Here is a 22,728-nt window from a genome sequence, read left to right on the forward strand (position 1 = left end):
GATATCTGTTACCCAAGGTAACACCTACCGCCCGCTGATCCGAGCCTTCATCGCGGCAAGCCTCGCAGCGAACTCTGGAGTGTCGATCGAAGTCACCTGTGGTGTCAGCTCGATCTCCACCGCTTCCGCGTGGTCGTCGAGAACATCGGTCACGCGCATCGTGGCCTTGATGGTCCGGACGAGTTCCGCTGGGGCCTCGGCAGATACCCTGGCCAGCTCTTTTGCTACTGCCAGTGGGTCTTCGGCCCTGGCATAGGCCAGCCCGTGAGCGACGGCCTGGTCGGCGTCCAGGATCTGCCCGAAGAGCGTCATGGCCGTAGCGGTCTGCCGGTTGGTGATCCGCTGCAACATCCACGTCATACCGCCGCCGGGGTGGATGCCGAGCTGCAGGAACCGGGCGTCGAACCTCGCTTTCGGCCCGGCGATCCGCACGTCCGCCGCCAGCGCGAGGTTGAGCCCGGCGCCGACCGCCGCACCGTTGACCGCGGCGATCGTCGGGATGGCGGCGTTGGCCACCGCGAGGAAGCCCTTGTAGATCTTCTTGAGGCCCTCGTCCTTGGAGTTGCCGAGCTGGGTGAGGTCCGCGCCGGCGCAGAACGCGGGCGGCGCACCCGTGACGATCAGCGCGTTGGCGTTCTGCTCCGCTTCCTCGACCTTGTCCGCCAGCTCCTGCGAGAGGTCGATGGTCAGTGCGTTGCGCCGCTCCGGATCGTTGATCGTGATCACGGCGACGGACTCGTCGTACTCCAGCAGAACCTCAGCCATGCCCCGAACCCTAGGGTGCCAGCGGCCGGTCCAGGAGCCGGGACAGCACGACCGTCGACACGGTCCTGTCGATGATCTCGACGGCCCGCAGCCGCTCCAGCGCCGTCTCCAGGTGATGGATGTCCGCGGCCCGCAGGTGCACGATCGCGTCCGCCGCCCCGGACACCGTGTAGGCGGCGCTGACCTCGGCCATCGGCTCCAGCCGGTGCTGGATGTCGTGCGGCGCGACGTTCCCCTTGCAGTGCACCTCGACGAACGCCTCGGTGCCCCACCCGAGCGCCTCGGGGTCCACCACGGCCGTGAACCCCCGCAGCACCCCCGTGTCCAGCAGTTTGTCCACCCGCCGCTTCACCGCGGGAGCGCTCAGCCCCACCTCCTTGCCGATCTCCGCGTAGCTGGAACGGGCGTTGGCCATGAGGCACGAAATGATTCGCTGGTCGATGCTGTCCACACGCAACATTCTGCCCTAGTTAACGCAATGTCGCGGCGTTGATCGATGGTCTAACCGCCCTTTACATTTCGATCCATGACCGTATCCATCTCCGGGCCGGGCGAGCCGATCACGCTCGACATCGCCACGCCCCTCGCGGCTGCACAGGATTTCCTTCCTGGGCGCGTGCCCACGACCCGTCGGTACCTCATGTGCCCGCCGACGTACTTCACGGTGGAGTACGCCATCAACCCGTGGATGGATCCCACCCAGCCGACCAGCACGCAGCTGGCCGTGGAGCAGTGGACCGCGCTGAAGGAGACCTACGAGCGCCTGGGCCACGACGTACAGGTCATCGAGCCGATCCCAGGCCTGCCGGACATGGTGTTCTCCGCGAACAGCGGCACCGTGATCGACGGCCGAGTCCTGGGCTCCCGCTTCCGCGCCTCCCAGCGCTCAGCCGAGGCCGACCACTTCCGCCGCTGGTTCCTGTCGTCGGGCTACAACTCCGTCGTCATGCCCACCGCCGTGAACGAGGCCGAAGGCGACTTCACCTGGACCGGCTCGTTGCTGCTGGCCGGCACCGGCTTCCGCACAGACCCCGGCGCACACTCAGAGGCCCAGGAGGTCCTCGGCGTCCCGGTCGTGTCCCTGCAACTGGTGGACCCGCGCTTCTACCACCTCGACGTGGCCCTGTTCATGCTCGACGACCAGTCCTCAACCCCTCTGGTCGCCTACTACCCGGAAGCCTTCTCGCCGGGCTCCCAGCAGGTGCTGAGGCGCCTCTTCCCGGACGCCGTGATCGCCAACGACGACGACGCCGTCTGCCTGGGCCTGAACGCGGTCTCCGACGGCAAGCACGTCGTGATGCCGATCGAGGCCACCCACCTCGCCGAGCAGGTGGCGCGGCGCGGGTTCGAGCCCGTGTTCGTGGACATCTCGGAGCTGCGCAAGTCGGGTGGCGGCCCGAAGTGCTGCACGATGGAACTGCGCGGCTAGACCTCGCCCACGCAGTGCCGTTCCGCTGTTCCAGCGTGGAGGGCTGATATGCCGGTTGACCTGCCCCGATGCTGCCAACGACGTCAGCGTCGGCAGGTCACCGTCTGTCGCTGACTGCGGCCTTCTGCGGCTGTCTCTGGAACATGTGTGGAACAAGAAGAGCCCCCGGCGAGATCATCGCCGGGGGCTCTTCAGGCTCTGCACGTGGTTGGCTTGACTCGCGCGGCGGTATCGGCTGTTCGCACGTCCGTTCGGGTCCGTGGACGACTGTCGGTGCAGATGGAGACGTCTTAAGCATCCCCGATCGAGTGAACTTCTATTTGCTGCTGCGGTCGTTTACCTATAACGCTACGGCCATTAAGACCATTCTGTCATGGTCTCAATGGGGCATCGATCATTGATCCGTATGGCGTAAGGACGGCTAATCAAGCCCTATTTCCGCAGCTCAAATCATGACGGCATCCACGACGGTTCGGAAGTATTTCCCGCTTCGGTGGACTTGTTCATGTCGGGAAGGTTGCGCAAGTTCGCCCACTGCAGGCGCTAGAGTCTCGATTACTCCAATGCTCCATGTGGGTTTCCAAGGGTCACCCCTTGGACAGGTCGGCGGTTGATGACTGCCGACCTATTTGGATGGGTTCAGGCCCATCTTCCTTCGAGCAAAGGAGAGCAAGCGATGCCGATCGTTCCTCTGAGGAAGCCCTCAAGGCCTCCGCGAGAGCCATCGTGGTCGCGCAAGGCCCAGGAGATCATGGCAAAGATCGCCATGCTCCTGGCGGCCTTGCACGTGGTGCTAGTTGAGGTTCGGACCCTCGCAAGCACCCTCGGGCTCGTGTAGCAGCAGCCCACCCTCGGCGGGGTCTCTCTTTGGAGAGGCCCCGTCTTCCATGTCAACCACTGTGTGACGGTGGCTGACGTGAGCAGCATAGCTTTCACTCGATCGGGTGGCGACCCTGCATCTGCAGCTCGTCTGACCAGGCAAATCTGCAGTAACTTCGCCGAGAATCTAAGTGTAGGCTTTCACCCTTAAGGACGAGTGCGATCACTGATTTGCAGCAACGTTCGACGTGCTTGATCCGCCTTGTGGGTGATTTTGTCCCGCATCGCGACCGGCGCAGTGGTTCCGGTGGTGCGTACTTTGGCTACTCTAAGTTGCTGACGTAAACCCGAATGGCCTACTCTTGAGGCCTGCTCGCGAGATCAGGTGAATAGGAAATTGTCGATCTTCTGGTTCGACTTCTCCCGCTGTCCGTCCAGCACCTTCGCGTAAACCTTCAGCAGCACGTCGACTGTGTGCCCTGCCCGCTCCGCGACCTCAGCCGGAGGAAGGCCGGCCGCAAGCCACGTCGAGACCGCAGCGTGCCGGAGCGAGTACGGCGTGTCCGCCAACGGCGATTCGAGCTGCTCAGGCGTGAGTGCGAGCTCACGAACGCGACCCCACGCGTGGGTGTAGACCGTCGCGTTGATCGGTCCGCCGCTGATCGTCCCGCGGAACAGCCGCCCATCTGGCGTGGTCCCGAAGGTCTCCAGGTGCCACCGGAGAATCGCGACCAGCACCGGCGGAATCGGCACGCGTCGGACGGCGCCCTCAGCCTGCCTCTTCAAGGAGCGTGTCTCCCACAACTCGCCAGAGTCGGTGTACCGCCCGTTCGCCCGCGAAGCCGACTTCTCCAGGATGAGTTCACCCCAGTCGGTCTCGGGCAGCTTGCAGTCAGGTTCCCTAAGTCGGTTGACCTCACACGGTCGGAGGGCCGCGTAGTACATCGTCGCGAAGAACCCGTAGAGGTAGTCGTACTGCCCCGTCGTGGTGCCCGCGTAGGTCACGGCCGCGAGGCACTGACGCCCTTGAGCCGGGTTCACCACAGACCGCGGGTCAACCTCACTCGTGCCCCGTTGCGTCGAGGACTTCAGTCCGGTGACCGGATTCGCGTCAAGTTCGCCGACGTCGACCGCGAACCCGAGCAGGTGATGAAGCACGCCCCGCCGGGTTCGCGTCGTCCACGCCGCCGCAGCCTTGCCATCGAGGTTCCGACCAAGTGACCGAAGCAGCCGACCGGTCTCGATCTTGTCGGCGAGCTCGCGAACCAGACGCGAGTTCGCCTCAATCCAGTCCACCGCGTCCTGCTCTGTGCTCGAAAGCGACCTGTTGCGAGTGTTGTCCGGCAGGAGGTGCGTCGTCAGTACCCGCCGCAGCACGCGAGCCGGAGGCGCGCCCTTCTGTGACCCCACGAACGCGGCCACCGGGATGGCCAAGGTGTCGACGTAGCGCTTCCGCGTGTTGGGCGCCGCCTCCTCCCACGACTCACTGATGAACTCCTGTGCGAGCTTCAACAGCGAACGCGCGGACTGCTTCTTGACCTCCGACTCCGGCAACCCCGAAGTGATGTCGAAGGCTTCGCCCTTCTTGACGAACTGCTTCAGGTCGGAGCGGCGGTTGTCCGCGAGCGCCTTGGACTTGTACCACTCCGAGTGCTGCTTTCCGGCCGTCGCCCAGCGGACCCCGTACGGCTTCGGGCGGACCTTCCCGTTGGCGTCCGGCTTGAGGACTTTCAGCGCGTAGATGCTGATCTTGTAGGTGAGGTTCACGCGGCATCACTCCGCAGGCCGAGCAGCCACGCGGCGAAATCAGCGCCAGAGATACGCAATGCCCCGTTCTGCATCTTGTGCACGACAGGAGCGGCACCGGGGATCTGCCGCCACTTGTAGAAGGTGTCCTTCGAGATGCGCATCCGGGCGCAGAACTCGTCGGCCGTCATGAAGTCGTCTGGCTTAGGCAGCTCGGACATGGTGTTCCCCCTCCTGTTCGTTACTTGCGCAGGCGTTGAGCTCGGACCCGTTCGGCGATGCCGGCCGCGAGTTCGCGTTCCGCGTCGTTGTCGTAGCCGGACCCGGCGTACTGCCAGTCGTTGACGACGACCACGGCCGCGGGATCGAGTTCGAGGCGCTCGAACATTTCGAGCTTCCGGAACGTGCGGCGTTCTTCGCGGATGGCGCGGAACGTCGTGGAGTAGTGCTTGGACTTGGTGAGGAAGTGGCCGCGGAACCCGAGCATGTGCGCCCACTTGCGCAGGTTCAGTTCCTCGAAGTCGGCCAGGCCGCCGAGGTCCCACGCGGTCTGCACCATCCGCCGGTGGTGCTCGGAGATCTGGAGGATGTCGATGTCCAGTTGGGAGCGGATCGGCCGGTCCGCCGTGTCCTTCGCGCCCGTGCCCTTGGTGGCGTACTTGGCGACGTAGCCCGCCAATCGAGCCTCGCTGATCTCGCCGGACTCGTCCTCCACCTGGGAGCCGCGGATTCCCTTGGTGTCGACCTGTTCGCCCCACAGCAGCTGCAGCGCCGAGCCGTCCGGCCGCGTGGTGTCGATTCGCACCGCCCGTGCAGCCGCCTTGATGCAGTCGCCGAGCAGTTCGGCCGTGGCCCATGCCGGGGTGGGGTCGTGAGGCCCGTCGGGACCGTCGACACGAACGACGGCGTGGAAGTGGACCAAGCCGCGCCGCTGGTATTCGGCGACCTTCGCGTAGGAGAGCCGGGCGTGATCTTTGAACTCGGAGACCTTCAGGCCGACCGCGCCAGCGAGCTTGCGGCGCAGGGCGATGGTGAACCGGTGCCACAGCTTCCCCGCGTGTGCCTGCCAGAGAACCGAGCCCGTGTAGTCGTAGGTGCCGGGGTCGACGGCACCGCCGATACGAGGGTCGTCGCCGTGGTGCCACTCGCCGCAGCCCGTGCAGGGCCGGACCTTGCCGGTCGTGGCGATCGGTCGGTTGTGGACCGGGCCGAACGACGGCGCGGTGAGCGTCGCGAAGACCCGCGGCTTCTCGGAGACGTCCGCGGGAACGCCCTTGCTGCCACCAGCCAGGCCCGCATGCATCAGGTGGTAGGCGTCGGCCGCGTACCGGTCGGAGCAAGCCGGGCAGACCGACTCTCGGCGGTTACCGCACGGGACCATGACGTCCCCGCCGATGTGCTCGATCACGCCACCGTTGAGGTCCTGGAGTTGCAAGGCGCCGGACAACCGGATGGGCGCGGCGCAACCACCGATCGCGGTCACCCGGTCTCGCCACGCCCGGAAGTCGACCGCCTTGACGCGTGCGGAGATGCGGTCTTCCAGAGTGAGCACGGATGACGCTCCTTCTGTTGTGGAGAAACGAAAGGGCGGGGCACGACCGGTGTTCTGGTCATGCCCCGCGTTGATCGAGAAGGGTCAGGCCGCAAGCTGGGCCGCGATGCGCTCCGCGTAGTCCTCGGGCACGTTCAGCGCGTCCTGGACGTCCTGCGCCGTCAGTGCACGGCCTTGAGCGCGGACCTCGTTCGCCTTGGCGTCCAACGCGCCCTGTAGATGCCCAGGAAGCCGCACGGCGGACCGAACAGGTGCCGGGGCAGCAACAGGCTTGGTGGGAACGGGAGCGACGACCTGAGCGGCCAGATCACGCGCGGCGTTGCACCGCTGCTGAATGACCGGCATGACTTCGGCCAGCAGGAACACCACGAGCGGGATCACGAGGTGCAGGAACACCATCCCGGCGTTGATCTGCCCGTCCGGAGGCCGCAGCGACGACCACACGTTGGTGACGAGCGTGGCCCCGAGCAGCACCCGCTTGAGCCACTTGACCGGTCGATCATCAACCGCCAGGCCGTGAGAGAGCATCTGTGCTTCCCACCGCAGGAGCGTGATCAGGATTCCGGCGAAGGCCGGTTCCACGAGCCACGCGCCCCACCACATCGGGTCAGACGGCCCGAGGTGTCCGGCGAGGAACGCTTGCACGCCAGTTGCGGTGAAGCCGAGGCCGCAGGTCAGGAAGCACCACATGGAGCGCGTGACCGAGACCCGGAACCGGTCCGCCTGCACGGCCGCCAGCAATGGGTTCGCGGTGAGCTGGTGGATGTCCTGCGCTTCATCGAGCTGAGCCCGCAGGCGCCGAACGGTTCGGGTCTCGCGAGGTTCGGAGGACTCGGTTTCGTTGGTGTGCTTGGACTTCCCGGACACCTGGCCACCTACTTCCCGTACGCGGCCTTGCGGAGGAGAACCCCGAGCCACAGCAATTCGGCAACGAGCACCAGGAGCCCGACGAACCCGAACAGCAGGTACATGCAGATCAGCGAGGCCGCAGCGGCGAACACGATGTGCGCGACGCGGGCGAAGCTGCGGAGATTGACCGGGACAGCGAGTACGAGCTTCATCAGGCCACGTCCTTTGCGTTCCTGGCGGGGTAGTGGATGCGGCGACGTTCAGCGCCGGACAGGCCGCCCACGACACCGAAGGCGTTGTCTCGGTACCGAGCGGGTCCGTTCGCTTCCCAGCTGAGTTGGTTCTCTCGGCACTCGGCGAGGACCGGGCAGGTGGCACACACAGCCTTGGCGGCGGCGGTTCGGCCGGCGGTGTGGAACAAGCTCGGATCGGCGTCGGCGCAGGCGGCCCGGTCACGCCAGGCGGGCGGTTCGCCGTCGAACAGGAGCTTCATCAGCACGCGGTAGCCGTGAGGTTCGGTGTTCACGCGGCCACCGCCAACGGCGAAGACGGGCTACGGCGTGCGGCCTGGACGACCTGGGCGACCTCATCGAAGGTGACCTGTTCCGGCAAGCACGCGGAGAGCCGGAAGGCGTTGGCAAGCACCGCCGCCGAGTTGGACTTGACCTTGCCGCCCAGTTCGACCACCGAGGCCGACGCCGCCAGCCCCAGCGTGATTCCGGAGCCGGTCCGTCCGGTTGCGGCAACCGACAGGGTTCCCGCGGCTTGCAGGGACCACGTCAGCTCGACCCCGTGCAGCGAGGCCGCCCAGACCAGCAGGCACGCGAGCCGATCAGTCGCGGTGCCGGAGGTGAACTCGGCATGCACCGAGCCGGACGGTGTTGAGATGACCAAGCGGTCCGGCCGGGGCAGGCCGAGTGTGCGGATGTGGCCGCGAATCGAGCGGAGCAGGCCGTCCAGACGTCGAGGTGCGCTGTTTTCAGGCATGACAAGACCTCCACGATTAGTGGCGAAAAGTGTTGGGGTGAAAGAAAGTCAGGCGATCGAACGGATGGAGCCGGTCTGTCCGTTGCGGACGAACTCCACGAGTTCGCGGATGTTGTCGTCCGTCGTGTACGCCGCGCGGACCCGGCGGGGAACGCGTGAGCGTTCGTCGGTGCGGTAGCCGATGCCGGCCGTTTCCGGGATGGCGGGGATCTGGTCGGCGATCGCACCTCGTTCGCGTGCGCCCTCACCCAGCACCATGTCCGGATGCGTCGGTGACGTGGTGCGCAGGCAGATGCGATTGGGGAACAGATCCCGGATCGACAGCGTGTCCTTGTCCGGTTCCTGGATGTAGGCGTCCGCGATGTGAAGGGTTGCGCGGCCCATCGAGGTGCCCCGAGCCAGCAGGGCCGTGATCTGTCGGGCGTATTCGGGCCGGTAGGCGACCAAGGAGCCGATCTCGTCCACGATCAGCAGGTTGAGCGGGTACTCACGCGACGGCTGGACCGACCGGAGCCCTGCCCGCTGCATCCGCTTCTGGGTGCGTTCCATGTCGTCGACCCACATCTCGATCAGCTCCAGGCACTCGCCCGCGTCATCGGCGTAGCGGTTCTCCGTGATCGGTTTGATGGCCGCGAACTCCAGGTATTTCGGGTCGCAGACCCACAGGCGGACGATGCCGTCCCTGATCAGCGGGGCCATCGAGCGCAGCTTGGCGAACGCCAGCGAGTTCTTGCCCGACCCGGTTCCGCCCGCCGTGAGGGTGTGCGTGCCCTGGACGGGTTCGGTCCAGTCGCCGCCGTACTCGTCCTCACCGAGAAGCACCGCCCGCAGGTTCACATCCTCGGAGTGCTCGGGCATGTCCGGCGCCGGGATGATCTCCGTGAACGGTTCGTCACGCTGGACCACGAGCGCCACGTAACCGGGCTTCATCAGCTCGATCGCAACGCGTTCAGCCTCGATCGAGTGCGCCAGCTCTTCAGCCTGCCGGGCGAAGTGCATCGGTGACTGGCCCTTGGCGAGCTTCACCAACACGGTGTCGATCGACGGCGAGTACGACCGGACCCGCACCACACGCGGGTAGTTCGTGACCCTCTTCCGGCGGTGCTCGGTCGTGAGCTTGTGGACGTCCATCAGGTCTCGCCAGCGTCCACCGGAGTAGGCCCCGAACCACCGACGCTGCCAGGCCCTCAGGACTGGCGCAGCCAGCGTGTCGAACGAGTCCGGGTGACCCCGGTACCAAAGCCCGGTCGCACCAGCCGCGCCGCCGAGGACGTAGCCGGTGGTCGTAGGGCCGAGCGTGCAGGCACCGGTAGCGACAACCGACGGCGCGAGCATCCATTCCGGGTTCCTAGCCAGCCACCGCGCCGCGCGGAACTCGGCGGCCACAACGCGCTTGCTTGCGTTCCACTTCCAACCCACTGTTGAACTCCCTGGTAGATGCGCGGCGGCCGACCCTCGAACGTGTCGAAGATCGGCCGCCGTGTTGATCAGTGCGGATCTAGTCCTTGGGCAGCTGCCCGCGGGCATAAGAGGTCTCCGTGGTCAGCACGCTGACCGAGCGGACGAACCGGCGCCGCAGGTCCGTGAAGCCCTCACGGCGAACCGGGATACCGTCCATTGCCGTGCGAAGCTGCTTCATCGCCTGGTCCAGGTTGGACACGGCGTTGTCGAGCTGGTGAGACATCGATCAGGCTCCCCACTCTTTGGCCTTCAAATTGATCTCGTGCCGCTTGGCCTGCTCCCGAAGCGCACTGAGGTCGTTCCGCGCGGTCCGCAAGTAGCCCTTGAGGTCGTCTGGCGTCGCAACCCGCCAACTGCCTGCCTTTCCAGGCTTCTCACTCATCTTGTTGATGAGCTTTTCCAGCGGCATGAGCAGTTCCTCAACGAAGTCCATCGCGCCCACGAACGCGCCGTACCGCTGCTGCGCCCGCTCGTTCAACATCTCTTGGATCAACTGGCCAACCTTTCAGTCCTCGGGTCTCCCACGTAGATGAAGCGGTACAGCGCCTGCTGCAACTCCAGGTGGTCACGCCAGCTTTCGCCGACGCCCGGGAAGCCGTGCTTCGCAAGGACTTCGCCGACCTCATGAACGAGGCCGAATGTGAAGCGCGGGTCATCACCGTCCGGATCAGCAAGCTCGATCGGGTACGAGCGCTCATCCATGCTGAAACTCCTTTCGGGAGGCATGGCAAACCCAGGAACAAAGGCGTACCTGGGCTCACCGAATCTCCCGGAGCACACGAAATGCTCCGGATTTAGGCATGGTTCGACTCACTGTGGAATTCTCAAAGAACAAAAATGAGCGTCCTGGCCCGACTCGAAGCGGGCTACCGGCCTACCGGGCAGGGCTCACGGGACTAAGCCGCGGGAGCCACCACGACCTGCGCCGCCGGGGTGAGGCCGTCTGCCTTGAACCACAGGCCGGACGCGGTGATCTTCCCGTCCTCCCCACGCATCTCGTAGGTGTTGATCACGGGGTTGACCAGCTCGATGTAGTCGCCCTCCTCGAACCCCGCACCGGGGTCGCGGGGGAGGTTCACGCGGATCTCTTCGCCCTTCGTCTTACGGCGACCCTCGGTCGGTCGGGGCTTGGCGAACAGCACCACCACGAACTGCTCTTCGTTCGTGTGGCGGTCGATCACGGGCACCAGCTGCCCGCCGTCCAGCTCGCGCATCTTCACGCAGGGCGCTTCGGTGATCAGGAGCTTGTAGTGGGACAGGATCACCGGGATGTCGTTCAGGGCCACGTTGGTACCTCTCGTAGTAGGTCTTGCTCTATCAATACAACCAACATAGCTAGTAGAGATAGAAGAGTCACTGGTCCGATCGGGTGATATTCAGCTTTGCTAGCTTTGTCGCTACAGTGTGTGCATGGCACTTGATCCCGCGGACCCGCGGCCGGCGTATCAGCAGATCGCTGATGACCTGCGGCGATACATCGCGTCCGACGCCGTGCAGGTGGGGGACAAGCTGCCGTCTCTGGCCGAGTTGCAGACGAAGTACGGCCGCGCCGTCATGACCTTGCAGAAGGCACTGGACGTGTTGCGCACCGCCGGACTCGTCATGTCCCGCCAGGGCGAGGGCACCATCGTGGTGAAGAAGCCAGAAGCCCACACGGAGGAGCCGGAACTTGGCTCCCCGCATGAGCTTCGGGCGATTTTGGAGAAGATCAGCGGCACACTCGACAACCTCAGCGAGCGCGTTTCCGCCGTTGAGACGGAGGTGTTCGGCTCTCCTTCAGGTGGTCCTCGATCCGGGTCAGACGATCGCTGAGTTCGTCCACCTTGGAATCCAACTTGGAGGCCAAGGCATACAGGTCACGCCACGTCTCCGCGGTCCATCCGGTCTCTGACACCTTGCCCTCCTTCGCTGCTACCGGTTGTTCTTCTGGTGTGTTGGCGGTTCTGCCCTCCGTGCGGTGAACCGTCGCCAGGCGACGATGCCCGCGTAGACCACGGCGAAGGACGTCAGAGCTTCTGCTGCTCGACCGATCACGCCGGCCTTTCCGGCCCTCCAGGACCGGTCTCTCCGAACCACTCCGCGTCGACTGTCAGCGCGTGTCGCCCGGCGAGCTGATCCGGCAGCTCCTCGGGCGTCGTGCCGACCTTTGCGGCGAGATCCGCGAAGTCGAGCTTCGGCCAGTCCGCCGTGAGTGCGTCGACTCGATCGGCGAAGGCCGTCGCGGCGCGCGAAAGGTTCCGCGCGAAACCGATCGCGAGCTCAGCCGCGTCCTGCCGCCCTGCCAGCTGCACGGTGATCTGGGAGTCGCCGCACATCACGACGAGCGACGGGTGGCCTTGTGCGTGTTCGACCAGCGATGCTTCTGCGTCCTCTTCTGGCTGCACCAGTACGTAGAAGCCCATGTGATCCACCTCCGTTAGCGCCTGGGTCTTGTAGAACCACAGTCGCCCGCACGGAGCATCGATCCAATATCAACTACCGATGGCCGTATCGCTGGCATCGATAAGTCCAGGTTAAGGGCGTAATCGACCCGCTACACTCGGCTCAGGTTCGGGGGTTGACCAGCGGGGGAGGGGTCGCGCGTGAGTTCGTCCAAGCAGCGCTGCCGCACCTGCGACACGATCTTGGCGAGCGACCGCAAGGGCGACCTGTGCGGCCGTTGCGAAGCCGCCCACGCCACCCACGCGCCGGTCCAGCGACCAGACTTCTGGCTTCAGCCGTCGATCCAGGACGCCCTGCGCACCTTCAACATCGGCCAGGTCTTCCGCGCGTACCGCCAGGCCCACAGCCCGACGTTGCCGCAATCGACCCTCGCGGCGTGGCTCGACATCACCCAGGGCCAGGTCAGCGTCATCGAGCGCGGACGCCGGCCGGTCACCGATCTCGAACGCCTTGAGCGCTGGTGCAACGCCCTGCGCGTGCCGCACGAACACCGGTGGTTTCGTGCGGGTTATCGCGATGCGGAAACCCAAGCGCCGCAAGAGAAATCACTTTCCGACCTTGGTCTTGCCTACGCGGCCTCTCTCCCGACTACGGTGGAAGTCGTAGCCGAGCTTGGGAGGCACGACATGGAGCGCCGCACCTTCCTGTCCAGCGCGTTGTTCTCCGTCGCCGCATCGGTCGCACCGAGCCGAGACTGGTTGCTCGCCACTCTGGACGAGGCAACCACGGCCACCGGCAAGATCAGCACCGAGCAGGTCCAGGCAATCCGCCGCACCTTCGGTGTCTTCCAGGAGCTCGACGTGATGCGCGGAGGCGGTCACGCCCGCGAACAGCTCGCGTCCTACCTGACCTCGCACGTCGTGCCGCTGCTGAAGTCGAACGACCCCGAGACCCCGAACGGCGCCGCGCTTTACGAGGCAGCCGCGGAACAGCTCTACCTTCTCGGGTGGATGGCGTTCGACAACGGCGAGCACGCCTTGGCTCAGCGCTACCTGATCCAGTCGCTCCGCCTGGCGGAAGCCGCGGGAAGCCCGGACCTTGGCGCGCACGTTCTGGCCGGCCTTTCCGACCAGGCGACGCTGACTGGCGAGCCGGAGCAGGCGGTGCAGCTCGCGAAGGCTGGACGCGCCGGGCTGCTCGCCAAGGGCAACTCGACCGCGTGTCTCGCCGACCTTTACGCGCTCCAGGCTCGCGCCGAGGCAGCGATGGGGGACGGGAAGGCCGCTGCGAAGAGCGTGCATCTGTCCGAGACGACGTTCGAGAACGTGTCTGTGGAGAACGAGCCCGAGTGGGCGCGGTTCATAGACCCCGCATATCTCAATGGCGAGCACGCCCACACTTTCCGCGATCTTGAACGCCCGGACGAGGCTGCGCACTTCGCTGGCTTGTCTATCGTCGAGTCCGAGCGACAGAATCGGGCGCGTCGTGGCTCAATGGCCCAGGCAGCTCTTGCGCGTTCAGCGATTGACGCCCACGACCTCGACGTCGCCGCTTCCGCAGGTATGGCAGCCGCCAAACTCGCTGCCACGGTGAAGTCGTCTCGCTCGGTCGAAGCGGTCGCAGATCTCCGTGCACGCTTGCGGTCTCACAGCGAATCTCCTGCTGTACGGGACTTCCTCGACGTATCGGGAGCGTTGCTTCCGTCTATGGGACCACGCCCCTAGTTTTCCATGTGATCACGGAATATTTTCCCGGGGAATGATCTGCTAGCCAATGGCAGTTCATCTCTGGAGACTCTGGGCCGGTCTGCGTAAACTCTTTGTGCTGAAGTCAGCCACGAGGAGAGGGTCGAGAGAACGCACATGCCCACAGGACTAGAGCTAGCTGTTGTGAAGGCTGTAGAGGGCTCCCTTAGGGCGGCTGTGACCCAGGTAGGAAAGCGTTTATGGAGGACGAAACTCTCACCAGCTGCTAAGCGCGATAAACTAGCCGCCAACATAGTTGACCAGCTAGTGAGCCATGACTTTACCGGTCAACTTCGTCTCACTGTCGTGCTTCCTGATCTTTCTTCCGGCGTGTCGCTTGCTCAGGTCAAGCGAAGTCTCACCGGACCGGTCTTTCAAGGTTTGCTGCACGAGCTTGTCGCTACTCGAATCATGGGTATGCCTGACCATGCTGCTCACCGAGTGCGTGAGAATCTACAGATAGCTACACGTCTGGAGTTTGCGCACGCTGATGGTGAAAAAATGATGGAGTTCGGCGGGATTCTGTTCGACGAGCTTGATCGTGTTGTGCAAGAATTAGTCGGCAAGCTCGAAAAAAGAGACAGCGGGCTGGCGGATCTCCGGCAAGCTGCTTCCGTAACGCTGAGCAATTCTAGCGTAGATGGCATAAAGCGCCACAATGCGTATCTGAAGCGCACGGTCAGTCTTGCCGAGGCTGCTGAAGCCATTGAATGGGAAGCTGCGTATCGAACCCAAGTTAGAGCTGCGCACGGATATATTGAACCTCCAGATTTTGAACGGAAACGAAAAGTCGCTATCAGTGACCTGTTTGTCTCGCCGAGTATCGTTTCTGTGGGCGTGGAAAGTCCAGTCACTGATGTATGGAGCCTGCAACCAGAGATCGACCGTAGTGTTCTCCTCGGAGATCCAGGCGGAGGTAAGTCGACAACAAGTAACGTAGTGGCTTGGTTTTCAGCAGGCGATGCTGACGGTCGTGTGCCGTTTCTTGTGATTCTTCGAAATTTTGTTGACGACAGCCAGTCAATCGTAGAGCACATAGAATCCAGGCTGTCTGCTCACTATCAGTGCCCGCCTCCAGCTGGTGTGGTTGAAGGTCTGCTTTTGTCGGGGCGCGGAATAGTAATCTTTGACGGCCTTGACGAACTCATCGACACCTCTCGTCGACGTGAAGTGACGAACCGAGTCGAGTTGTTCTGTGCACGGTACCCGTTGGCCAGAATTTTAGTTACCTCGCGACGAGTTGGCTACGACGAGGCCGCGATGGATCCTGCCGTGTTTGATGTGTATCAACTTTCTGAGTTCTCCGAGGGCAATGTCGAGGAGTACACCAAGAACTGGTTCAGCTGTGTGGATCTCGGCAATTCCCAGGACTCCAATTCGCTAGCCGACTCTTTCCTGGAGGAAAGCTCTGCGGTCAGAGAGCTTCGAACCAACCCGCTAATGCTCTCGTTGATGTGCATTATCTATCGGGGTCAAAAATGGATACCTAGAAATCGTCCTGAGATGTACGAGCACTGCGCGCGTTTGCTGTTTGATAAGTGGGATAGTAGCCGTAAAATTTATGTAGAACTAAAAGCAAGTGCATACGTTGACGGAGCCATAAAGCAGCTCGCGTATTGGATGTTCACGGATCCTGAGGCGGGCAACGGAGTAACAGAGAGCTCCTTGATTAAGGAGGCTGTGGAGTTCTTGCGACCCGCATTCAACTCCGAACCTGAGGCCGAGCAGGCAGCTCGACAGTTCATCGGATTCTGTCGAGGACGTGGGTGGGTGCTGACCGATGTCGGGACAACGGCCGACGGCGAGACTCTGTTCTCATTCATGCATCGAACTTTTATGGAGTACTTCGCCGCATATGAACTCACCAGGCTTTCTGATGGCCCAGAGAAAGTGGCAAAAGTAATTCTGCCGCATGTAGCGGTGGCAGAGTGGGAGATCGTTGCTGAGCTCGCCGTTCAGATCTCAAATAAGCACTCCAAGGATGGCGCGGCGAGACTTCTGGAGGCCCTCTTAAATGATAAGCGCTATCGAAGCGCGGCCTCGAAGCAGAATATTGCTCGATTCGCTATGCGATGCTTGGGATTCGTCCACGTCCCAGTGCCCCTCGCCGTGCGAATAGGCCGAAGCTTCGCGGAGTCTCTACACGATTTCTGTTGTCGGGAAGTCTATGTAAAGCCTGAGTATTTCGCAGTGCTTCCAGAGTTGCGTGCCGTGGTTTCGAACGAGATCGAATCGGTCCTGCGTGAAAAAGTAGGTTCGAACGACGAGGCCTGTAGGCAGGCCGCCATTGAACTCATTATGGAGCTTCCGACGGTCATGGCGGACCCTGATCTGACGAATGCGAAAAGCGTGGACTACGTAGAATGGTGTACTCGTAGAAAGTCAATCTTTGAGGAATTCTCGGAGCAGATTCTCTCGTGTGGGCGACCTGTCATCTGGTTTTCCGCTTGGCGACACAATTTCATTTCTCTTGAGAGGTACATGTGTGACGTGCCCGATCGTGAACCCGATCCGCTAAGTACGCTATTTCGCGGCCACAGATTTCCCGTCCAAAAGCGAGGATGGGGAGATTGGGGTTCATTCATTCCATTTCGTCTGCTTCAATCCGGCATGGATGATAAACCGGGCTTTCCGGTAACGGTTGACGAGCTGGAGTGGCTAGGCTCATTTATTGATCGGCTCGGATCGCCTCCTTGGGTGTCGTCCGTCGACATCACCAAATTCAGGTCCCGCAAAGGCTTCGATGAAGGTGATCTGTTGGTTGAGAAGTTTTCGACCGATCAAGGATGGACTCTTGTTAGGTTGATGTTGATCGGAATCGAGGGAGGTCAAGACGCGACTAAAAGGTCAGACTTGGAATCGAGGGGGTATGTATCTGTATTGGATCTACTGGCAAGAAAGAGAGGCGAAGACCAGCCGATTCCGGGATGGCTGGCTGATGCGATCAACGGCATGCAACCAGACCGTCGCGACTTTGTGTGGTCGTGGCTCAATCGGGAAACTGATCTTGTCAGGGCCTGAATTCCTCAAAGCAGGTCACGCTCTCCGGCGTGTTCAGAGTTTCTTTTCTTCATCAAGGCGGCCCCTGCGGGGCCGCTCGGTCGCACTGGCTCATCCCGTCCGGCAGGTGCTTCACGGCCCCGTCCCTTTGTCGCTCGGGTAAGCGGGCGGGGCCCGGCCTTCGGCCACCCACCCGCACCCGGCGACGGGAGGCAGGGCCTACACCGACCGGACGGGACAGCGACCGACCGACCCCACAGGCACCGCGAACGCCGGCAGAAACTGCACTCGCCGAGGGCGCCTCTAGGATTCGCCGATGCTGTTCACCGCGCTCCGTCACATGTTTCAGATGCTCTGGCTGACGCTCCGTGAGGTCGGTCAGAGCGTGTTTCTGGGCATCGCGACTCTTCTGAACCCCGCGCTTGCGGAGGCCATCTGGCGACCAGAACGGACGCAGGGTACCGAAGCCGCCCTTGAGGTCCGACTGGAAGAACTCTCGAACACTATGGCTAGATCGGCCGAACTGGTAGCGGAGGTAGAAGCCGCCCTTGAGGTTCGCCAAGCGGCAGTGGCGAAGCTCAAGTCCGAGGCCGAGACTGCGCAACGCGTGGCTGAGCTCTCTGAGGAGCATCGGAACGCTGTAGCCACCCTCCTGCGCGGAACCGTTGCGAAGGAGGGCAAAAAGACCTTCTGGCTTGGAGCGCTGGTCAACCTGTTCTTCTTTGTGGCAGGTGTCGTTGTGACCCTTCTTGTAGGTAAATAGGTCGTACTGTTCACCGGCTGTAGGTCCGCCAATGCAGTTCCAGGAGGGACGGGTGCGCAGTAGCTCCCCCGCCGCCCTGCTCCCGGCCATCGTTTAACTCCCAGAGAGCTGCGCCAAGAGCGCTACGCGTCCCTACGGGATGGCCTGCGGCCACTCTTGACACAGCTCTCTGGGAGCTAAGCGCAGCAGGGACGAGGGGACGGGGGAGGAGTGGTCGTTGTCGCTGTGGCCCCGGTAGAGTGCGGCGGAGGCGGATCGACCATAACGCCTGGTCAGAGTGGCAGCAGTACAGCAACGCGAGTGGCCAGAGCCGACCATGACCGACCAACATCGGCCGTCTGACCTCGACAAAAGCCCTGGTAAACCCTTGTGTGGCCAGTTCGCATCGAGAAGGTCAGGTTGGGAAGAGCGCCAAGTGGTCGGCTTGATCGAGCTGGTCACCACTGCTCCCAGTCGCGAGGTTGATGCTCCAGAGGCCGGTGGTACCAGCGAACGCGCTTCGGGCGCCTGCCACGGCTCGGGGTTACCTCCCAGCGCCGACCAGCGTTATCGATCACCAGCGCCCACTTCACTCGGCAGTCAAGGCCGTGAAACATGGCAGGTTGGCTCGCCGACTCCGGGGCCATGTGAGCGAAGTTGACCTCTGATGACCAGTTCAGAGTGTCCTGTGGAGGAATCTGCATCCGCTCGCTAAAGATCATTTGGGTTGTTACGCCCGGTGTAACAGTCCAGGCACGGGGCTCGGGGTGTTCCTTGTCCGCACCTGGTTGAACATCGGGGACATCCCAACGCGTGCGAATCTCGTATGCGACTCGGATCAGCTCGACAGGCAGGTCGGTGGAGTTCCGGGCAAAGAACGTGATCTTGCCGGTCTCGACCCTGTCCTCAGACCACGGAAGCTTGCGTTCGTACTCGGCGGTCGTCCAGATGCCGACTCGCTCAACCTGTGCGCGGTCGCGTTCGTTGCGATCGCGCATGAAGACCAAGAACGCGATAACGATGGAAAAGGCTCCCAGCCACGCTGGGACAGTGCCCATGTCCAACGCCATGATCGCGACCGTAGCAGTGCGCGCGTAGCGAGCACCGGATGCGCGCGATGCGACGAGCGCGCTCGCTTGGCTTGGCTTGGCTTGGCTTGGCTTGACCGAGCTGGGCGCGGTGCTCGGCCACCTGTGGACAGCTCAAGGCCTTGAAGACGTCGACCAGCCCACAGGCTTGCCCGCAGGCAACGAATCGCCGGTCTGTGGAACATGCGTGGAACGCTGGGGAGTGAGACCGGCGCAACGGCCGCGCAGGTGCTGTTCTGGGGAGGTTTCGCCTGAATCAGGCAGTTCCGCACGATGGAACTCCGAGGCTGATCAGGTGTGGAAGGCGGAACGCTCCCGGCGATGATCGCCGGGGGCGTTCTGTTTCCTGCGGCTCTGGTCACGAGTCGCTCGAAGTAGTTCCGCAGGCTCGCGCCCGTCTCGACGCGACAACGGCACGGGGACAGGCACGGGACAACGCTTCCGTCAGGCGCCGCACGAGGAACCGCGGGGCTGACCGGTTCGCGGGTTTGATCTGCGCTCGGTGAAAGCCGAACCAGGCTTTCGCCAGCGCAGATCAGTCGCGTGGAAGCGTTCCGCTGAACTCTTGCGTCGACGCCCCGAGGCGCGGACGAGTCACACGCTTTGCAGCGGCGGATACGGCTCGTCGGGCGGTGACGGGGGAGTGAGCTTGGCGTTGAGCGCCTGAGCTTCCTGAAGCTGATCTTCCAGGGTGACGATGCGGCACGCCGCGTCCAAACCCGTGCCCTGGTCGACCATCGCACGCACACGGGCTGCCAGACGCAGCTGGTGGCGGCTGTACCGGCGGTGGCCGCCGGCCGAACGCTGCGGCTCGATGAGCTTCGCCTCGTCCAGGCTGCGCAGGAAGTTCGCCGACGTGTCGAGCAGTTCCGCGGCCCGGCCCATCGAGTAGGCGGGGTAGTGCTCGTCGTCGAACTTCTCCGCTGTGGTCTGCGGTTCGTTGTCCGCAGGTTGGTTGTTGTCTGGGGTCATCGCGCCTCCGCATCACGAGGGGCCCCGATGCCGTAGCACCGGGGCCCCAGGGTTGTTGGGTTTCACTTCCACCTAGCCGACCGTGAGATCGGCATCCTCTGTCCGCATGCCCAGTACTGAAAGCGAGCGCTGCGGGGATCGCGTGTGCGTAACCGAAGACCACCTTCCAATCTGATGGAACCGCGGTACCCGTTCGGCGGAGTTCAGCCGAAAGCGGGCGATCCGATGGTGTGCAACCCTTCCCTTCTCCTCTGAGTACTGCCTTTTCTCTCACGCGGCTGTCGGCACCGGACCTCGTGCACATGCCGGATTCACCTCACCGACCGCCCTTGGTCACCTGCCGGAACCCCTTCCACTGATCGGCTCCGGCACATCTGACCGTCTTGCACCTGCAACTTGCATTTCGACTTCAACTCGGAACTGCGTCTTGCACTTGCTGGTCACGCGGTTGTCGGCTCCGGGGTCTTGCGCACTGCGTCCGGTCTTGCTCGCCGACTTCCCCTGGTCGCTGCCTCGAGCCCTCGAAACGACGAGCCCTGGCACGCCTGACCGTCTTGCTTCACGGGCAGTTCATCATCTCCCGTGTCATCTTCTCTCTCGTCCAACGAGGAGAAGACTACACACACCGGATCGACAATGTCTACCTTCGCCACCACAGATTTACTCTGACGGGTGACATAGCCGTTCTCGCCTGGTTCGATCCGGATGGCTGCACGGCGTCGGTGTTCGCAGTTGAAAGCTGGTCAATCAAACCGGGTTGATGTAGTTTCGGCCCCGTGGTCGCAGACCGTAGAACGCCGGACGCACCGCTGTTCCTCCGCCTCGCCGGGGAGCAGCTGCGCTGGGATCTGCTGCGTGAGCTGGCCAGGAGCGACCTGCGCGTCGGTGACCTGATCACCGCGGTGGGCCAGCCGCAGAGCCTGGTGTCCTACCACCTGCGCAAGCTGCGCTCGGGAGGCCTGGTCTCCAGTCGCCGCAGCTCCGCTGACGGCCGCGACACGTACTACCGCCTCGACCTCGGCCGGTGCGCGGAGCTGCTCGCCGGCACGGGACAGGGCCTGCATCCGGCCCTGGACCTCGTGCCACCGGCACCGCCCGCGGAGGAGTCGGTGCGAGGCAGGGTGCTGTTCCTGTGCACCGGCAACAGCTCCCGTTCCCAGATGGCCGAGGCGCTCCTGCGTCATCGCGCGCCGCGCGTCGAGGTCATGAGCGCGGGCAGTCACCCGAAACCGTTGCATCCCAACGCGTTCGCGGTCATGCGTGAACGCGGCATCGACCTGTCAGGGCACCGCAGCAAGCATCTCGACGAGTTCGCCGGGCAGCACTTCGACCACGTCATCAGCCTCTGCGACAAGGTCCGGGAGGTGTGCCCGGAGTTCCCCGGCCATCCCGGCCTCGTGCACTGGAGCATGCCCGACCCGTCCGCCGCGGGTGACACCGCTGAGGTCGGCTACCCCGCCTTCAGCCGTGCGGCCGATGAGCTGTCGACCCGAATCGGATTCCTGGTGCAGAACCTGGCCCACCCTCGCCCACAGGAGACGCGATCATGACCGAGGACTTCGCGCACGTGCGCTACCTGGTCGACGACGTCCAGGCCGCAGTCGACTTCTACACCGCCCACCTCGGGTTCACGCTGCGCTCGTCGGCGGCTCCGGCCTTCGCCGACGTCGTGCGCGGACCCTTGCGGCTGCTGTTGTCCGGCCCTGCGAGCTCCGGCGGACGTCCCATGCCGGACGGTGAGGTTCCCCAGGCAGGGGGCTGGAACCGGATTCATCTCGTCGTCGGCGACCTGGACGCCGAGATCACCCGGCTGCGTCAGGCCGGGGTCCGCTTCCGCAACGACGTCGTCGCCGGGCCCGGTGGCCGTCAGATCCTGCTGATCGACCCCGCCGGAAACTTCGTCGAGCTGTTCGAGCCACGCCGGTGACATCACCCGCGCCACAGCTGGCAAGGCGTCTGGGCACGAGGGATGCGGTGATCATCGGTCTCGGCTCGATGATCGGCGCCGGCGTGTTCGCCGCCTTCGGCCCCGCCGCGCGAGCCGCCGGAACCGGGTTGCTGATCGGCCTGCTGATCGCGGCGGTCATCGCCTACTGCAACGCCACCGCGTCCGCGCAGCTCGCCGCGACCTACCCGACGTCCGGCGGCACCTACGTCTACGGCCGCGAACAACTCGGCCACTGGTGGGGGTTCACGGCGGGCTGGGGCTTCGTCGTCGGCAAGACCGCGTCCTGCGCCGCGATGGCACTCACGTTCGCCACTTACGCCGTCCCCGGCCCCTGGTGGGCGCAACGGCTCGTCGCAGTGGCGGGCGTGATCGGACTCGCCGCCCTCAACTACCGCGGCGTCACCAGAACCGCCGCCCTCACCCGAGTCCTCGTCACCGCCACGCTGATCGCCCTCGCGACCATCGTCGTCGGCATCGCGACCGGCGGTGCGGCGAGTGCCGACAACCTCGGGGGCTGGCACGCGCTGGGGACCGGCGGGATCTACGGCACGCTGCAGGCCGCCGGGTTGCTGTTCTTCGCGTTCGCGGGCTTCGCCCGGATCGCCACCATGGGCGAGGAGGTCCGCGATCCGCAGCGCACCATCCCCCGTGCCATCCCGATCGCCCTGGGCATCACCGTGGTCGTCTACGTCCTCGTGGGGTCCGCCGCACTGCTCGCCGCAGGCCCCGACCGGCTCGCCGCCGCAGCAGCGCCTCTGACCGAGGCCGTCACCGCCGCCGGTTCACCCGGCCTGGCCCCGGTCGTGCGCATCGGTGGTGCGCTGGCCAGCCTCGGTGCGCTTCTGGCGCTCATCGCAGGCGTCGGCCGGACCACCCTCGCCATGGCCCGCAACCACGACCTGCCCCACTGGCTGGCCGCCGTCCATCCCCGCCACCAGGTGCCACACCACGCCGAGGTCACGCTCGCCGTCGTCGTCAGCGTTCTCGTGCTCACGACCGACCTTCGATCCGTGATCGGGTTCTCGTCGTTCGGCGTGCTGATCTACTACCTGATCGCCAACCTCTCCGCCGCGCGCCAAGGGACCGAGCAGCGCCGCTGGCCCCGCGCGCTCAACGTCGTCGGCGCCGCCGGGTGCGTCACGCTCGTCGCGACCCTGCCCCTGCCCTCGGTGCTCGCCGGTCTGGTGATGTTCGCCGCCGGCCTTCTGGGACGCCTGCTCGTGCTGCGGGTGCGCTGACACCT

At 64.0% G+C, this 22,728-nt stretch carries 25 protein-coding genes; 8 read left to right on the plus strand and 17 right to left on the minus strand.

What is annotated here, in order from left to right; all coding sequences use genetic code 11:
• Positions 1-24 precede the first annotated feature (24 nt).
• Positions 25-765: an enoyl-CoA hydratase gene (locus SK854_RS21340; RefSeq protein WP_319976845.1), complete on the minus strand. Its 741-nt coding sequence runs from the start codon at positions 763-765 to the stop codon at positions 25-27.
• A gap of 10 nt (positions 766-775) precedes the next feature.
• A complete protein-coding gene (locus SK854_RS21345) occupies positions 776-1,216 on the minus strand; it encodes an Lrp/AsnC family transcriptional regulator (protein ID WP_035913697.1) in 441 nt (146 codons plus the stop codon).
• Positions 1,217-1,291: 75 nt separating this feature from the next.
• Here SK854_RS21345 and ddaH point away from each other — a divergent pair, with 75 nt between their 5' ends.
• On the plus strand, positions 1,292-2,194 hold the full coding sequence (gene ddaH / locus SK854_RS21350; RefSeq protein ID WP_406601800.1) for a dimethylargininase: 903 nt from the start codon (positions 1,292-1,294) through the stop codon (positions 2,192-2,194).
• Between the two features lie 1,200 nt (positions 2,195-3,394).
• On the opposite strand, the gene SK854_RS21355 is transcribed toward ddaH, so the two are convergent.
• From SK854_RS21355 to SK854_RS21410, 12 genes are all read right to left on the minus strand, one after another.
• On the minus strand, positions 3,395-4,780 hold the full coding sequence (locus tag SK854_RS21355; RefSeq protein ID WP_319976846.1) for a tyrosine-type recombinase/integrase: 1,386 nt from the start codon (positions 4,778-4,780) through the stop codon (positions 3,395-3,397).
• Positions 4,777-4,980: a helix-turn-helix transcriptional regulator gene (locus tag SK854_RS21360; protein ID WP_319976847.1), complete on the minus strand. Its 204-nt coding sequence runs from the start codon at positions 4,978-4,980 to the stop codon at positions 4,777-4,779. Before SK854_RS21360 ends, SK854_RS21355 begins: the two co-directional genes overlap by 4 nt.
• Before the next feature lie 20 nt (positions 4,981-5,000).
• Entirely contained in the window at positions 5,001-6,311 is a 1,311-nt protein-coding gene (locus SK854_RS21365) for a replication initiator (RefSeq protein ID WP_319976848.1), read from the minus strand.
• 84 nt (positions 6,312-6,395) lie between these two features.
• The gene (locus SK854_RS21370) at positions 6,396-7,178 is read right to left on the minus strand and encodes a hypothetical protein (RefSeq protein WP_319976849.1); all 783 of its coding nucleotides are present in this window, start codon (positions 7,176-7,178) and stop codon (positions 6,396-6,398) included.
• An 8-nt stretch (positions 7,179-7,186) separates the two neighbouring features.
• Complete coding sequence (locus SK854_RS21375; RefSeq protein ID WP_319976850.1) at positions 7,187-7,372, minus strand: hypothetical protein; 186 nt, start codon at positions 7,370-7,372, stop codon at positions 7,187-7,189.
• Positions 7,372-7,686, minus strand: a complete 315-nt coding sequence (locus tag SK854_RS21380) for a WhiB family transcriptional regulator (protein WP_319976851.1) — start codon at positions 7,684-7,686, stop codon at positions 7,372-7,374. The genes SK854_RS21375 and SK854_RS21380 overlap by 1 nt, the downstream gene beginning before the upstream one ends.
• Positions 7,683-8,147 (minus strand): hypothetical protein, encoded by a 465-nt coding sequence (locus tag SK854_RS21385; protein WP_319976852.1) that lies wholly within the window; start codon positions 8,145-8,147, stop codon positions 7,683-7,685. Before SK854_RS21385 ends, SK854_RS21380 begins: the two co-directional genes overlap by 4 nt.
• Before the next feature lie 48 nt (positions 8,148-8,195).
• Positions 8,196-9,566, minus strand: a complete 1,371-nt coding sequence (locus tag SK854_RS21390; protein WP_319976853.1) for an FtsK/SpoIIIE domain-containing protein — start codon at positions 9,564-9,566, stop codon at positions 8,196-8,198.
• A 79-nt stretch (positions 9,567-9,645) separates the two neighbouring features.
• Positions 9,646-9,831, minus strand: a complete 186-nt coding sequence (locus SK854_RS21395; protein WP_319976854.1) for a hypothetical protein — start codon at positions 9,829-9,831, stop codon at positions 9,646-9,648.
• A 3-nt stretch (positions 9,832-9,834) separates the two neighbouring features.
• The gene (locus tag SK854_RS21400; RefSeq protein WP_319976855.1) at positions 9,835-10,101 is read right to left on the minus strand and encodes a hypothetical protein; all 267 of its coding nucleotides are present in this window, start codon (positions 10,099-10,101) and stop codon (positions 9,835-9,837) included.
• Positions 10,098-10,310 (minus strand): hypothetical protein, encoded by a 213-nt coding sequence (locus SK854_RS21405; RefSeq protein ID WP_319976856.1) that lies wholly within the window; start codon positions 10,308-10,310, stop codon positions 10,098-10,100. The genes SK854_RS21400 and SK854_RS21405 overlap by 4 nt, the downstream gene beginning before the upstream one ends.
• 194 nt (positions 10,311-10,504) lie before the next feature.
• The gene (locus SK854_RS21410) at positions 10,505-10,894 is read right to left on the minus strand and encodes a hypothetical protein (protein ID WP_319976857.1); all 390 of its coding nucleotides are present in this window, start codon (positions 10,892-10,894) and stop codon (positions 10,505-10,507) included.
• 124 nt (positions 10,895-11,018) lie between these two features.
• Here SK854_RS21410 and SK854_RS21415 point away from each other — a divergent pair, with 124 nt between their 5' ends.
• Complete coding sequence (locus tag SK854_RS21415) at positions 11,019-11,420, plus strand: GntR family transcriptional regulator (RefSeq protein ID WP_319976858.1); 402 nt, start codon at positions 11,019-11,021, stop codon at positions 11,418-11,420.
• Between the two features lie 218 nt (positions 11,421-11,638).
• On the opposite strand, the gene SK854_RS21420 is transcribed toward SK854_RS21415, so the two are convergent.
• On the minus strand, positions 11,639-12,010 hold the full coding sequence (locus SK854_RS21420; RefSeq protein WP_319976859.1) for a hypothetical protein: 372 nt from the start codon (positions 12,008-12,010) through the stop codon (positions 11,639-11,641).
• 180 nt (positions 12,011-12,190) lie between these two features.
• On the opposite strand from SK854_RS21420, the gene SK854_RS21425 reads away from it, so the two are divergent.
• The 3 genes from SK854_RS21425 to SK854_RS21435 all read left to right on the plus strand — a co-directional run bounded on the left by SK854_RS21425 (position 12,191) and on the right by SK854_RS21435 (position 17,498).
• On the plus strand, positions 12,191-13,714 hold the full coding sequence (locus tag SK854_RS21425) for a helix-turn-helix domain-containing protein (protein WP_319976860.1): 1,524 nt from the start codon (positions 12,191-12,193) through the stop codon (positions 13,712-13,714).
• A 327-nt stretch (positions 13,715-14,041) separates the two neighbouring features.
• Positions 14,042-16,756 carry an NACHT domain-containing protein gene (locus tag SK854_RS21430; protein WP_319976861.1) on the plus strand — a complete coding sequence of 905 codons (2,715 nt, stop codon included), beginning with the start codon at positions 14,042-14,044 and terminating at the stop codon, positions 16,754-16,756.
• 295 nt (positions 16,757-17,051) lie between these two features.
• Positions 17,052-17,498 carry a hypothetical protein gene (locus tag SK854_RS21435; RefSeq protein WP_319976862.1) on the plus strand — a complete coding sequence of 149 codons (447 nt, stop codon included), beginning with the start codon at positions 17,052-17,054 and terminating at the stop codon, positions 17,496-17,498.
• 437 nt (positions 17,499-17,935) lie between these two features.
• Here SK854_RS21435 and SK854_RS21440 read toward each other — a convergent pair whose 3' ends face one another.
• Positions 17,936-18,547: a hypothetical protein gene (locus SK854_RS21440; RefSeq protein ID WP_319976863.1), complete on the minus strand. Its 612-nt coding sequence runs from the start codon at positions 18,545-18,547 to the stop codon at positions 17,936-17,938.
• Between the two features lie 612 nt (positions 18,548-19,159).
• Positions 19,160-19,537: a helix-turn-helix domain-containing protein gene (locus tag SK854_RS21445; protein WP_319976864.1), complete on the minus strand. Its 378-nt coding sequence runs from the start codon at positions 19,535-19,537 to the stop codon at positions 19,160-19,162.
• A gap of 776 nt (positions 19,538-20,313) precedes the next feature.
• Here SK854_RS21445 and SK854_RS21450 point away from each other — a divergent pair.
• The 3 genes from SK854_RS21450 to SK854_RS21460 are packed head-to-tail and all read left to right on the plus strand — an operon-like array spanning position 20,314 to position 22,723.
• The gene (locus SK854_RS21450; RefSeq protein ID WP_319976865.1) at positions 20,314-21,087 is read left to right on the plus strand and encodes an arsenate reductase/protein-tyrosine-phosphatase family protein; all 774 of its coding nucleotides are present in this window, start codon (positions 20,314-20,316) and stop codon (positions 21,085-21,087) included.
• Positions 21,084-21,464 carry a VOC family protein gene (locus tag SK854_RS21455; RefSeq protein WP_319976866.1) on the plus strand — a complete coding sequence of 127 codons (381 nt, stop codon included), beginning with the start codon at positions 21,084-21,086 and terminating at the stop codon, positions 21,462-21,464. The genes SK854_RS21450 and SK854_RS21455 overlap by 4 nt, the downstream gene beginning before the upstream one ends.
• Positions 21,461-22,723: an APC family permease gene (locus tag SK854_RS21460; protein WP_319976867.1), complete on the plus strand. Its 1,263-nt coding sequence runs from the start codon at positions 21,461-21,463 to the stop codon at positions 22,721-22,723. Before SK854_RS21455 ends, SK854_RS21460 begins: the two co-directional genes overlap by 4 nt.
• Positions 22,724-22,728: the final 5 nt, after the last annotated feature.

The sequence above is a fragment of the Lentzea sokolovensis genome, from assembly GCF_033949975.1.
In the GTDB taxonomy this organism is placed as follows: Bacteria; Actinomycetota; Actinomycetes; order Mycobacteriales; family Pseudonocardiaceae; genus Lentzea; species Lentzea sokolovensis.

Excerpts from the sequence above, each read along its gene's own strand:
- ddaH (WP_406601800.1), top strand. The coding sequence starts at position 1,292 with ATGACCGTATCCATCTCCGGGCCGGGCGAGCCGATCACGCTCGACATC.
- SK854_RS21395 (WP_319976854.1), bottom strand. The coding sequence starts at position 9,831 with ATGTCTCACCAGCTCGACAACGCCGTGTCCAACCTGGACCAGGCGATG.
- SK854_RS21375 (WP_319976850.1), bottom strand. The coding sequence starts at position 7,372 with ATGAAGCTCGTACTCGCTGTCCCGGTCAATCTCCGCAGCTTCGCCCGC.
- SK854_RS21340 (WP_319976845.1), bottom strand. The coding sequence starts at position 765 with ATGGCTGAGGTTCTGCTGGAGTACGACGAGTCCGTCGCCGTGATCACG.
- SK854_RS21455 (WP_319976866.1), top strand. The coding sequence starts at position 21,084 with ATGACCGAGGACTTCGCGCACGTGCGCTACCTGGTCGACGACGTCCAG.
- SK854_RS21415 (WP_319976858.1), top strand. The coding sequence starts at position 11,019 with ATGGCACTTGATCCCGCGGACCCGCGGCCGGCGTATCAGCAGATCGCT.
- SK854_RS21385 (WP_319976852.1), bottom strand. The coding sequence starts at position 8,147 with ATGCCTGAAAACAGCGCACCTCGACGTCTGGACGGCCTGCTCCGCTCG.
- SK854_RS21405 (WP_319976856.1), bottom strand. The coding sequence starts at position 10,310 with ATGGATGAGCGCTCGTACCCGATCGAGCTTGCTGATCCGGACGGTGAT.
- SK854_RS21435 (WP_319976862.1), top strand. The coding sequence starts at position 17,052 with ATGCTGTTCACCGCGCTCCGTCACATGTTTCAGATGCTCTGGCTGACG.
- SK854_RS21440 (WP_319976863.1), bottom strand. The coding sequence starts at position 18,547 with ATGGCGTTGGACATGGGCACTGTCCCAGCGTGGCTGGGAGCCTTTTCC.
- SK854_RS21360 (WP_319976847.1), bottom strand. The coding sequence starts at position 4,980 with ATGTCCGAGCTGCCTAAGCCAGACGACTTCATGACGGCCGACGAGTTC.
- SK854_RS21420 (WP_319976859.1), bottom strand. The coding sequence starts at position 12,010 with ATGGGCTTCTACGTACTGGTGCAGCCAGAAGAGGACGCAGAAGCATCG.
- SK854_RS21445 (WP_319976864.1), bottom strand. The coding sequence starts at position 19,537 with ATGACCCCAGACAACAACCAACCTGCGGACAACGAACCGCAGACCACA.